The sequence below is a fragment of the Glaciimonas sp. PCH181 genome (assembly GCF_003056055.1).
Lineage (GTDB): Bacteria > Pseudomonadota > Gammaproteobacteria > Burkholderiales > Burkholderiaceae_D > Glaciimonas.
In genome coordinates, this window is sequence record NZ_PYFP01000001.1 from 429089 (window position 1) to 440880 (window position 11792).

The following is an 11792-nucleotide window of genomic DNA, read 5'->3' on the forward strand; positions in this document are numbered from 1 at the left end:
TGCGCTCTGGAAGTGTGGAGGGTATAAGCAAATACAGAATTGGTATTGGCTGATCGTCACCGCTTTTGTTATTTTAGCCGCCTTGCCTAATGATATTGCCTAGAGGGAGCCGGTCTGGAAACCATCAAAAATCTGGACATTGAACTGTTGCGCACCTTTGTCACGGTAGTTGGCGAACAGACGTTTTCCCGTGCCGGCATCAAGATCGGCAAGACTCAGGCTGCTGTCACCCAGCAAATGCAGCGACTTGAGGCGATTGTCGGTCTGCCACTATTTCAAAAAAATGGCCGGAATAAGGCGTTGACGGCACACGGTCATCAGTTGCAAAGCTACGCGCGCGAATTGTTGCTTCTGAATGACGATGCCATGCGTCTGATGTCCAGTGGCGGTCATGCCGGAGTGCTGCGGATCGGGTGCCCGCACGACGTATCGGATACTTTGCTGCCACCTATCCTGAGCCATATCGCACGCTGGGCACCGAATTTGCGTCTTGAATTGGATGTCGGGCGTAGTCCATTTCTGATGGACGCCTTGCATCGCGGAGAAATCGATATGACCATCTCCACGCGCCGCGATCCGGCGCTCGAAGGCTTGTTGCTCCGGACCTCGCCGACCGCATGGATTTGCGCCTCACAATATGTGCATGAGCCGGGTTCGCCGCTGCCATTGGTGCTGGCCGATGAGCCGAGTATTTTCGGACGGCTGGCGATCGAGGCGCTAGATGCTGCGCATGTGCGTTGGCGCAAGGCCTACGTGACCTCTAATTTGCTTGGCATCAAAGCAGCGATACGGGCGCAGTTAGGCGTGACTGCGCGCAGCATCGAATTATTGGGTCCTGAAATGCGCGTGCTCGGCGACAGCGACGGCTTGCCGCGTCTGCCAGATGTCAACTATTACTTGTGGAAGCGGCCCGGTAATCCAAATCCGCTGGTGCGGGACGCCTTCGCTTTGCTCAAGCGCAATCTGCCGGGCAAGAACGGCACACAAAATCATTAAGCGGTGCGACGTAATCGATAAAGAAGATTTATGTGTTTTGATCTGGGTGCAGCGCGTGAATAAACACTTAATAATTAATATTCCTATATAAAACAGTGGCTTGGACGATTTGTTTTGCTGGCTTCAGAGCAGCGTCGGTATCGCTTTTCATAAAAAGAATAATGATATTCACTATAATTCGTTCGCATCGTCGGTCCTGATTCTTACCATCTATTACATTCTTCAATCAAATGTAAATGGTACGTATGACCGATTCATTGCTAGAAGCAGCAAGCCATTCCGTATCCCCGGCCGACATCGTCGGAAGTCCTCTGCATGAGATATTCAAGCAACCGTTTCTGCTAGGACTGTTTCTGCCGATTCAAAACGGCGGCTGGAGCGCCTCGACGCTGCCCCGCAGTACCGACTGGCATTTTGACTATAACAAGGCGCTGACACTCAAAGCGGAAGCGCTCGGTCTCGATCTGGTATTCGGGCTGGCCCAATGGAATCCAAAGGGTGGCCATGGTGGCGAAATGCGCTACCGCGAAGACAGTCTGGACCCGTTCATGGTCACCGCTGCGCTGGCCAGCGTCACCACGCGCATCTTGCTGATTTCCACTATTCACGTGCTGTACGGACCCTGGCATCCGCTGCATCTGGCCAAGTTCGGTGCGACCCTCGATAGCATTACGGGCGGGCGCTGGGGCATCAATGTGGTGACCGGCAATCTGGAAAGTCATGCGCGTATGTTCGGCAAGGCGCAGATCGAACATGCAACGCGTTACCGCATGGCCGAGGAATTCGCGGCGTTCTTGAAGACCTATTGGCATAGCGAAGAAACCTTTAGTGCACAAGGCGAATTCTGGTCTACCGAAAATGCTTACGTATCGCCCCGACCTAAATTTGGCCGGCCGATTATGGTCAATGCAGCCGGGTCCGTGCCGGGGATTGAATATGCTACGCGTCACTCTGATCTGGTCTTTATCACCAGCCCAGCGGGTGCCGAAATTGAAGCTGCACTGGGCGCGCTGCCTGCGCACTGCGGGCAGATTCAGGCCGCTGCCGCACGTCAGGGCAGAGTGTTGCGCACTCTGATTAATCCGATGGTGATCTGCCGCCCGACAGAGCGCGAAGCCTGGGACTATCACGATGCGATCGTGGCTGCACAGGATCGCACAGCCGTCGACAATTTCTTTGCTTCGGCGCAGGCTCGCGATAGTCATTCGTTTCGTGGTGCGCAACGCGACCAGAAAGCCGTTGGCGGCAACATCCAGCTGGTCGGCAGCCCGGCACAAATCGTCGAGTATTTACTGCGCCTGCAAGCTGCCGGTTGCGACGGGGTGCAACTGACTTTCTATGATTTCGAAGCTGATCTGGCGTACTTCGGAGAAGCGGTGCTGCCGTTGCTCAAACAAGCCGGACTGCGCATTTAGACGCATGCGAAAAGTATCTATATGAAATTATTGCGTTTTATTTCTACCCGCTTGTTTCAAGCGTTGCCCTTGGCTTTGATGGTGGTGGTGCTGAATTTTTTTCTGCTCAAGGCTGTGCCCGGCGATCTGGCGGACGTCATCGCTGGAGAAGCAGGTGCCGCCACGCCGGAGTTCATGGCGCAACTGCGCAGCCAATTTGGTGACGATCAGCCGCTGCTTGTGCAGTTTGGGCAGTACGTCAAAAAAATTCTATCTTTCGATCTCGGCTGGTCATTTCGCTACAACGATGCGGTTGCCCATTTGATTCTGGAACGTTTGTTGGCCACAGTTTTACTGATGGGGTGCGCTTCGCTGCTGGCGGTTGTGCTCGGCACGGTACTTGGGATTGTGTCGGCGGTCACGCGGCGGGCGTGGCTATCGCGGGCGATTTCAGCACTGGCAACATTGGGATTTGCAACGCCGGGATTCTGGCTGGCGTTGATGGTGGTTGTGCTATTCACCATCAGGCTCGGCTGGTTGCCTTCGGGCGGGATGACGGAAATGGGCGCGTCGCACACCGGTTTCGCTTACTTGATCGACCTCGGCAAACACATGTTGATGCCGGTAGGCTGCCTCGCCTTTAGCTATCTGGCGCTCTACATACGGCTGATGCATGACGCTGTACGTGATGCGGCATTGCTGGACTTTGTGCGCACCGCGCGCGCCAAGGGGAGCTCGCGCAACCGTCTGATCTGGCGCCATATCGTGCCCTATGCAGTATTGCCGGTAGTGGGACTGTCGGGATTGCAGTTCGGCGCTTTATTGAGTGGTGCTATCACCGTCGAAACCGTGTTTGCATGGCCTGGACTGGGGCAATTGGCGCTCGCGGCCGTGACTTCGCGAGATATCAATTTACTGCTCGGTATCTTATTCGTGTCGTCTCTGTTCGTGGTCGCTGTCAATTTGCTGACGGAATTGTTGCTGGCCTGGCTGGACCCACGTATCGATGCAACTGGGAGCCGGACATGAATAGGCTGAGCAGTTCTGTCAAACGTTATCCCGGTGCCTGGATCGGTGCTGTGGGATTGTTACTGTTGTTAGCGCTAGCGCTGGGTGCCGATAGCCTGACTGGCGCCAACCCGCTGGATATGGTGGCGCGCCCCTATCTGTGGCCGGGGCAAGAGCATGCCTATCCTTTGGGTACCGATATGCTGGGCCGCGATATCTGGAGCGGTATTACCCACGGCGCACGCGTTTCGCTGCGGATTGGTTTGCAGGCAGGCTTACTGGCATCCGGAATCGGTTTACTCGTCGGTTGTGCAGCGGGTTATTTCGGCGGTCGGATCGATAACCTGCTGATGCGCGTCACTGAATTATTTCAGGTAATGCCATCATTGATTTTTACGCTGGTACTGGTGGTGATTCTGAAACCAACGGTAGCCAGTATCACGCTTGGGATCGCCGCCACATCCTGGCCTCAGGTTGCCAGATTGTCGCGTGGCGAAGCGCGTCGACTCAAGCGCAGCGATTTTATCGAAGCGGCGCTGGTTATGGGAATGGGCGACCTGCGCATTATTTTTACCCACATCCTGCCCAATGCACTGATGCCGGTTATTGCATTACTAGCCTTGCTGGTCGGTCACGCGATCCTGACGGAAGCCGCGATTGCCTTTCTCGGATTGGGCGATCCGAATGTGGTGTCTTGGGGCAGCATGATCGGCAGTGGGCGCGACGAGCTACGCACTGCCTGGTACATGACTGCGGAGCCGGGCGCGGCAATTTTGCTGACCGTGGCTGCGTTGAATTTATTGAGCAGCGGATTGAACCAGTGGCTTAATCCGCGTAGCGGGAGTTTACGATGAGCCTGCTACAGGTTACCGATCTTAATGTCCGCTTTACTGACGAGCACGGCGTCGCTGGTGCGCCAGTAGTGCGCGATCTGTCATTTTCGTTAGCTGCCGGTGAAACGCTGGCGCTAGTTGGCGAGTCGGGCAGTGGCAAGTCGACCACGGGGTTTGCTATTTTGGGTTTATTGCCGGTGCAGGCTGAAGTTAGCGCCACTTGCCTGCGGATAGGCGATATCGATCTTTTGCATGCAGATGAAAAGCGCATGCAGGCGGTTAGGGGCGGTCATATCGGCATGGTGTTTCAAGATGCACTTTCTGCCTTGCATCCGCTGATGACTATTGGCGATCAGGTAGCAGAAGCGGTGCGCCTGCATCAACAGGTCAGCAAGGCCGAAGCCAGAGCTAAAGCTTTGATTCTCTTGAAAAGGGTTCGGATACCGGAGGCAGAACGGCGAATGGCGGAATATCCGCACCGCTTGTCGGGCGGCATGCGGCAGCGCGTGGTGATTGCTATCGCGCTGGCCGGTCAGCCGGATATTTTGATTGCAGATGAGCCAACCACCGCGCTGGACATGACAGTACAGGCGCAGATTCTGGCGTTGCTACGTGATTTGCAGGACGAAACAGGCATGGCGATTCTGCTCATTACGCATGATCTGAGCGTGGTGGCTGAAATGGCTGATCGCGTAATGGTAATGCGCCACGGCGAGTGTATAGAAGCGCAATCGGCAATCGCCTTGTTCAACCATCCGCAACATTTTTATACGCGCCAGTTAATGGCCTCACGACCCTTGTCAGGAGGTTCTTTATGACACAGCCATTGCTTGAAGTGCGTGGGCTGAACGTTCGCTATCGTACGCCGCATGGTCTGCTGACAGCCTTGCAAGCGGTCGATCTGGTGGTGCAGCAAGGCGAAACCGTGGCCTTGATCGGAGAATCAGGATGTGGCAAAACTTCGCTCGGCAAGACGCTAGTAGGGCTGAATCATGCCGACTGCGGCCAGATTCTGTATCAGGGTGTCGATCTGGCACCGCTGTCGCGCCGCCAGTGGAAACCGTATCGCGGTGGCATTCAGATGGTGTTTCAAGACTCTTTGTCCGCGCTTGACCCACGTCAGCGCGTCGTTAATGCGATTGATTTGCCGTTGCGGTTGCATAGTCGGCTTGACGCTGCTGGCCGTCTGGCGCGTCGCAGTGAATTGTTTACGCAGGTCGGCCTGGACGAAACGCTGGCGCAACGTTTTCCGCATCAGTTATCGGGTGGACAGCGGCAACGCCTGAACATAGCGCGTGCATTGGCGACCGGGCCGCAACTGATCGTCTGCGACGAACCGGTATCGGCGCTGGATGTCAGCTTGCAGGCGCAAATTATCGATTTGCTACAAGACCTTCAGCGCAGGCTGGGCATCGCCTACCTTTTTATCAGCCATGATTTGGCCGTGGTTGAACAGATCGCCACTCGGATTGCAGTGATGTATTTGGGGCGCATCGTCGAAATTTTGCCCAAGAGCAAACTATGGACACACGCAGCGCATCCCTATACCCGGTTGCTGCTGGATGCCATTCCACGCCCGATGCCGGGGATGCGGCGTGCCGCTGTGGCTGCGTCGGCGCTGGCCGATGCCGAGCCGCCAAGTCCTTACGCTCGACCGACCGGATGCAGCTTTGCAAACCGTTGTCCCCATGCCGCTCCGACTTGCAGAGATCAAGACCCGGCGTTGTCTTCGTTGTCTGGAGATCATGCTGTGGCCTGTCATTTTCCGGTTGTCTGGCAGAAACAGTCACCATCGATACGGGGCCTGATATGACAATTTCTGAGATACCTGCAGTTCCCGACGTGGGCGCATTGTTGATCGCCGCAGAGCACTTGTCACAAGAACTGGCGCTGGCGGCGGCTGCGGCAGATCGCCATCGTCTGTTGCCGTTTGATGCCATGCATGCCCTACGTCGCCAACGCCTCGGTGCGCTAAGAGTACCGCAGGCCTATGGCGGAGCCGGGGCAACCTGGGACGCGGTTGCAAAGTTATTCATTTTGCTTGCGCAAGGCGACGCAAGCGTGGCGCAGGCTTTTTTATCCCATTATGTTTTCGTGGAGCGTTTGCGTCTGATGGGAAGTCACGATCAGTGTCTGCGATTGTTGCCGCTGGCTGCGGGCGGCACATTGTTCGGCGGCGCTGCTGCTGAACGCGGTGGCCGTTTTCGTGGTGAGCTGGCGACGCGCCTGACGGCCGACGGCGCAGGCTATCGACTGAACGGGACCAAACACTACTCAACCGGCGCTTTGTTTGCCGATGTGTTGAAAATACGTGCGCTTGATGAACGGGATCGGATGATTTCTGTACTGATACCCGCCGATCGTGCAGGCATAGAACGGATTGACGACTGGAACGGCATGGGCCAGCGCTGCACCGCTAGCGGCACTACTACGCTGAGCAATGTTGCAGTCGCCGCAGACGAGATCATGCCGATGGCGGTCTGGACCAGTCAACGGCATCATACCGGGGCAGCCGCGCAGATCATCCATTGCGCGATAGATGCAGGCATAGCGCTGGCGGCGGTGCGCGATGCGACAAGCTGGATACGCAGTGGCAGCCTTGATAAAAGCGACCCGCATACCTTGCATACGTTAGGACGAATGGCGGCACGTGCCCACGCCGCCGAAGCCATCGTGTTAAGCGCTGCGCAGACTTTGGAAAATGCTGCACACCTGCGGTTTTCAGGTCCCGCACATTTGAAAGGACAAGCCGATGTGAACGCCGAGGCAGCAGCCTTAGACGCGTCGCTGGCAACCGCACGCGCCAAGATCATCTCCACCCAGGCCGCGCTGGAGGTGACCCAAAAGCTGTTTGATATCGGCGGCATTGCCGATCAGGAGCCGGGCAATTTGCCACAACATCGCCAACACGACCATCTCGACCGTCATTGGCGCAATGCGCGCACCCATACCACGCACGATCCTGTGGCTTACAAGTGCCGTGCAATTGGTGATTATTTGTTGAACGGCAATGCGCCGCCGCTGACTTTTTCTTATTGATCTTAAGGACGAACTACTTATGAAATTTGATTTTGAAGATTTGAACCGTCGCCAGATGCTGCACATGATGCTGGCCGCTGCTGGCTCTGCTGCGACCGTCGGTATGCTGCCGTCTGCCTTGGCAGCGCAGGCTGGGACGGCCAGCGAGGGCGCTATAGTCAAAGGTGGCACCTTGTTCGCTAACGTCGCGCCAGAACCGACAGGGCTGGTGGCCGGTATCAATATATCGAGTCCGGCGGTCGTCATTTCTGCCAGTATTTTCGACGGGCTGGTGAGCTATGACAACAATTACCAACCGCAGCCGCAACTGGCACAATCGTGGGAGCAATCGAAGGATAGCAAGACCATTACTTTTCATTTGCGTAAAGGTGTGCTGTGGCACGACGGCACACCGTTTACGTCCGCCGACGTGCAGTATTCTATTCTGAACGTCGTCAAGAAAACCCATCCGCGCGGCGCCTCTAATTTGGCTAAAGTCATCGCAGTAGAAACGCCAGATGAACATACTGTAGTTTTCCGGCTCAGCGGTCGAGCACCGGTATTGTGGGCTGTCCTGTTCGGGACCGAAACGCAGATTGTGCCCAAGCATCTATATGAAGGCACCAATCCGCTGACTAATCCGTGGAACGCCAAGCCGATCGGCACCGGTGCGTTTGTGTTCAAAGAATGGGTGCGCGGCAGCCATGTCACGCTGGAACGTAATCCGCATTATTGGGACAAAGACAAGCCTTACCTCGACCGTATCATCTTCAAGATGATTCCAGACGCAGGGGCACGTGCCGTCGCGCTGGAAAGTGGCGAAATTCAGTTTGCGGCCAACAATCCAGTGCCGGAAAGCGATGTTGCACGCCTGCAAAAAAATCCACGGTTGTTACTCGATACCGTAGGCTGGGAAGCACCGGCACCAATGTTTTTCTTTGATTTCAACTTCCGTCGCCCGTTGTTCAAGGATATCCGCGTACGCAAGGCATTTGCTCATGCCATCAACCGCAAAGCGCTGGCTGAAATCGTCTGGTATGGCCTCGCCAGCGTGGCTGAAAGTTGCGTGCCGAGCTTTCAAAAGCAGTTTTTCAAGCCCAATTTGCCGCAATACGAGTTCAATCCCAAGCGCGCCGAGCAACTACTTGACGAGGCTGGGCTCAAGCGTGGTGCCGATGGCGTGCGACTGCGCATCGACCATATCACCGAAGTATCCTACGGTCAGGTCTATCTGCGTGCGGCAGAAGCCATGCGTCAGCAATTGAAGAACGTGGGCATTGAGATGACATTGGTCAATCTCGATCTGGCGACGATGATCCGCAAGCTGTATACGGACCGTGATTTTGATACCGCATCGATGTGGTATTCGGCTTATCCCGATCCGCAGATCGGGGTTACAAGGCGATTCTGGAGCAAAAATATCAAGGATGGAACGCCGTCGAGTAACGCCTCCAATTATTCAAATCCGGCCATGGATCGCATCATCGAAGGCATTCAGGAGGAGGGTGATATCGCCCGGCGCAAGATATTGATAGACCAGATGCAAGAGCTGGTGCAAACCGATGTCGCGTCAATTAATTTGCTGGAAATCAAATTTTTTGGATTCTATTCCAAGAAATTACATGGCCTGCGCAAGGGACCGATGCTGTTCTATTCAAGCCTGGCAGATGCATGGCTGGAGAAATAATGACGACACTTAATAAACACGCAGCTGAGGTGTTGCATCCGCATCAATTGTTAGCGGCGTCACATGAAATCGGTATTTGGCTGGCGACTGAGGCGGCGCAATGGGATCTGGCAGGGGAACCGAATCTGGCTGCCTTCGACCGGATCCGGACGCTACGGCTAGGGGCCATGCGGGTGCCGCGATCGCTGGGCGGCGCGGGCGGGCGCATTCGCGATGTCACGGCGATGATTATTGCGCTTGCCCGTGGAGATTCTAGCGTGGCGCAGGCGCTGCTGCCGCATTTCGTATTTGTAGAACGTACGCTGCTAATGGCGACGCCTGCACAAGCCGCCGATTTACTCGCACAGGTTGCTTCGGGTGCGCTGGTGGGCGGCGCATCGGCCGAGCGCGGCGGCAAGTTTCGTGGCGAGGTGCGCACCTTGCTGGCGGCCAGCGAGGGCGGCTATCGGCTGAACGGCATCAAGCAATATTCTACCGGTGCGTTGATCGGTGATCTGATAAAGGTGCTGGCAGTGGATGAAGCTGGCGACAGCGTTTTGGCAGTCTTGCCGGTAGGACGCGCAGGGATTGTTCGCCATAACGATTGGAACGGTCTGGGTCAGCGCGGGACCGTCAGCGGGACTACGGAGCTGCAAAATGTTTATGTAGAAGAGCATGAAGTGATGCGTGTGGCACGCTGGCAGACCGAACGCCATCATACCGGCGCGGCTTCGCAGATCATCCATAGCGCCATCGAAGTCGGGATCGCGTTGGCCGCGCTGGAAGACGCCGCAAGCTGGGCCCGCAGAGGCGTGCGTCCAGTCAAGGAAAGCGGCGTACAGCGCGCGCAGGACGATCCGTATATTTTGCAGACGTTGGGTCAGATTTCTGCACAGGCGCATGCCGCAGAAGCGTTCGTACTGCACGCCGCCGAGCGTATCGACGCTGCTGCTGATGCGCGCTATGGCGCTGGCGATCCGGCCATCGTAGAAAAGCTGGCAATCGACGCTTCTATCATCACCGCCGAAGCCAAGGCAATATCAACTGAGGCAGCTTTATTCGCAGGGCAAGCGCTGTTCGATGTAGGTGGCGCGTCAACTACCTTACGTAGCCATAATTTCGACCGGCACTGGCGCAACGCGCGCACGCACACGACACACGATCCTGTCGCGTACAAATATCGCGTCATCGGCGATTACAACCTCAACGGGGAACCGCCCCCGATCAGCTACGGCTATTGAAGACGCTTAGCCTTACCTTTATCCGGATTACTACTTTGATGATTTCTGCAGAAACCCTCCATCGCTGGCTACACGATGGGGATGAAATTGCCGTGTTCGACGTGCGCGAACACGGCCAGTATGGCGAAGGACATTTGTTCTATGCCGTCTCTTTACCTTACAGCGTGCTTGAACGCGACGTATTTCGCCTCGCCCCCAAACGCGCCGTCAGATTGGTGGTGTATGGCGATGAGCAGGAATTGGTCTTGCGTGCCGCCGACCGTCTCGCCACAGTGGGTTATACCAATGTGCATTGTCTGACAGGGGGCGTTGCTGCATGGTTAGCCTATGGGCAGATGTTGTTCAAAGGTGTCAACCTGCCGTCAAAGGCTTTTGGCGAGCTGGTGGAAACCCATTACCATACGCCTCGACTTAGTGCTGCCGAGTTGGCGGCGAAACAGGCGGCTGGTGAGAAGTTAGTTGTCCTTGATGGGCGGCCATTTACCGAATATCAAAAAATGAGTATTCCCGGTGCCATCTGTTGTCCTAATGGCGAACTCGGCTATCGCATTGATGATTTGGTTGACGATGATAGCACCACCATCGTTATTAATTGTGCCGGTCGTACGCGCAGCATCATGGGCGCACAAACCTTGATCAACCTGGCTATCCGCAACCCGGTCTTCGCATTAGAGAATGGGACACAGGGCTGGTTTCTCGCAGATTTACCATTGCAGCACGGGCAGCAACGGCGTTATCCGGCATCGGGGCAAAAGGGTGAAGGGCGGATTGCCGCTGCAACGGCATTGGCCGAACGTACCGGTGTAATGTGGGTGGACGCAGCGCAGGTTGGGCGCTGGTGGCAAGATCCGCTGCGCAGTGTCTTCTTGTGCGATGTACGCACGCATGAAGAGTTTTGCACCGGCAGTCTGCCCGGCGCGCAGCACACGCCCGGTGGCCAGTTACAGCAGGCGCTGGATCTGTATGTGGGGGTGCGGCACGCCACGCTGGTGTTGATTGATGACGATAATATCCGTGCGCCACTCACCGCAAGCTGGTTGCGGCAGCTCGGACATCAGGCTTACGTATTGATCGGTGGCGTGCGCAGCGGCCTGTCAGTCAACGTATCGCAGCCGCATTACCCAGCGCCGTTGCCGCTGGTGTCGGTTGCCGAACTGGCGGCTGAGCTTCTGGCGGGAACTGTCGAAGTCATTGAGTTACGCGATAGCCAGGCATTTCGGAAGGCACATATTGCAGGCAGCCGCTGGGCAATCCGTCCCCATTTGGCTGCGGTGATTGCATCTGCTTTGCAGCCAGTGGTTCTGGTGAGCGATGATCCGCACATCGCCGCATGGGCGATTGCCGACTTGCCACCGTCATTACAGGCCGGTATCCGCGCGCTGGATGGTGGTTTCTCCGCCTGGCGGGCAGCCGGTTTGCCAAGCATATCCACACCGGCTTTACCTGCCGATGCGCAATGCATTGACTATCTGTTTTTTACCCATGACCGACATGACGGCAATAAGGTCGCAGCCCGGCAATATCTAGACTGGGAGCTAGCCTTGCTCGGGCAATTGAATGCGCAAGAACTTGCCGCATTCCGTCTGCCTGATGTTGCTGCACACGTCAGTTGAAATACGGCGCAGATTCTCCTTAG

Annotated in this window: 10 protein-coding genes; all 10 read left to right on the forward strand. The window is 56.1% G+C overall.

What is annotated here, in order from left to right; translation table 11 throughout:
* The first annotated feature begins 123 nt into the window (after positions 1 to 123).
* The 10 genes from C7W93_RS01840 to C7W93_RS01880 all read left to right on the forward strand — a co-directional run bounded on the left by C7W93_RS01840 (position 124) and on the right by C7W93_RS01880 (position 11769).
* The gene (locus C7W93_RS01840; RefSeq protein WP_108438486.1) at positions 124 to 996 is read left to right on the forward strand and encodes a LysR substrate-binding domain-containing protein; all 873 of its coding nucleotides are present in this window, start codon (positions 124 to 126) and stop codon (positions 994 to 996) included.
* A 236-nt stretch (positions 997 to 1232) separates the two neighbouring features.
* Entirely contained in the window at positions 1233 to 2411 is a 1179-nt protein-coding gene (locus C7W93_RS01845) for an LLM class flavin-dependent oxidoreductase (RefSeq protein ID WP_370446383.1), read from the forward strand.
* A 21-nt stretch (positions 2412 to 2432) separates the two neighbouring features.
* Positions 2433 to 3419: an ABC transporter permease gene (locus C7W93_RS01850; protein ID WP_108438487.1), complete on the forward strand. Its 987-nt coding sequence runs from the start codon at positions 2433 to 2435 to the stop codon at positions 3417 to 3419.
* Positions 3416 to 4252 (forward strand): ABC transporter permease, encoded by an 837-nt coding sequence (locus C7W93_RS01855; protein WP_108438488.1) that lies wholly within the window; start codon positions 3416 to 3418, stop codon positions 4250 to 4252. Before C7W93_RS01850 ends, C7W93_RS01855 begins: the two co-directional genes overlap by 4 nt.
* Positions 4249 to 5049, forward strand: coding sequence for an ABC transporter ATP-binding protein (locus tag C7W93_RS24750; RefSeq protein ID WP_201747142.1), 801 nt, complete (start codon positions 4249 to 4251; stop codon positions 5047 to 5049). The genes C7W93_RS01855 and C7W93_RS24750 overlap by 4 nt, the downstream gene beginning before the upstream one ends.
* Positions 5046 to 6044 (forward strand): ABC transporter ATP-binding protein, encoded by a 999-nt coding sequence (locus C7W93_RS24755; RefSeq protein WP_201747143.1) that lies wholly within the window; start codon positions 5046 to 5048, stop codon positions 6042 to 6044. The genes C7W93_RS24750 and C7W93_RS24755 overlap by 4 nt, the downstream gene beginning before the upstream one ends.
* On the forward strand, positions 6041 to 7270 hold the full coding sequence (locus C7W93_RS01865; protein ID WP_161539853.1) for an acyl-CoA dehydrogenase family protein: 1230 nt from the start codon (positions 6041 to 6043) through the stop codon (positions 7268 to 7270). The genes C7W93_RS24755 and C7W93_RS01865 overlap by 4 nt, the downstream gene beginning before the upstream one ends.
* Positions 7271 to 7289: 19 nt before the next feature.
* The gene (locus C7W93_RS01870) at positions 7290 to 8936 is read left to right on the forward strand and encodes an ABC transporter substrate-binding protein (RefSeq protein WP_201747144.1); all 1647 of its coding nucleotides are present in this window, start codon (positions 7290 to 7292) and stop codon (positions 8934 to 8936) included.
* Positions 8936 to 10156, forward strand: a complete 1221-nt coding sequence (locus tag C7W93_RS01875; protein ID WP_161539854.1) for an acyl-CoA dehydrogenase family protein — start codon at positions 8936 to 8938, stop codon at positions 10154 to 10156. Before C7W93_RS01870 ends, C7W93_RS01875 begins: the two co-directional genes overlap by 1 nt.
* A gap of 38 nt (positions 10157 to 10194) precedes the next feature.
* Positions 10195 to 11769, forward strand: coding sequence for a rhodanese-like domain-containing protein (locus C7W93_RS01880; protein ID WP_108438491.1), 1575 nt, complete (start codon positions 10195 to 10197; stop codon positions 11767 to 11769).
* The last annotated feature ends 23 nt before the right edge of the window (positions 11770 to 11792 follow it).

Excerpts from the sequence above, each read along its gene's own strand:
- C7W93_RS01855 (WP_108438488.1), top strand. The coding sequence starts at position 3,416 with ATGAATAGGCTGAGCAGTTCTGTCAAACGTTATCCCGGTGCCTGGATC.
- C7W93_RS24755 (WP_201747143.1), top strand. The coding sequence starts at position 5,046 with ATGACACAGCCATTGCTTGAAGTGCGTGGGCTGAACGTTCGCTATCGT.
- C7W93_RS01875 (WP_161539854.1), top strand. The coding sequence starts at position 8,936 with ATGACGACACTTAATAAACACGCAGCTGAGGTGTTGCATCCGCATCAA.
- C7W93_RS01850 (WP_108438487.1), top strand. The coding sequence starts at position 2,433 with ATGAAATTATTGCGTTTTATTTCTACCCGCTTGTTTCAAGCGTTGCCC.
- C7W93_RS24750 (WP_201747142.1), top strand. The coding sequence starts at position 4,249 with ATGAGCCTGCTACAGGTTACCGATCTTAATGTCCGCTTTACTGACGAG.
- C7W93_RS01870 (WP_201747144.1), top strand. The coding sequence starts at position 7,290 with ATGAAATTTGATTTTGAAGATTTGAACCGTCGCCAGATGCTGCACATG.
- C7W93_RS01865 (WP_161539853.1), top strand. The coding sequence starts at position 6,041 with ATGACAATTTCTGAGATACCTGCAGTTCCCGACGTGGGCGCATTGTTG.
- C7W93_RS01880 (WP_108438491.1), top strand. The coding sequence starts at position 10,195 with ATGATTTCTGCAGAAACCCTCCATCGCTGGCTACACGATGGGGATGAA.
- C7W93_RS01845 (WP_370446383.1), top strand. The coding sequence starts at position 1,233 with ATGGTACGTATGACCGATTCATTGCTAGAAGCAGCAAGCCATTCCGTA.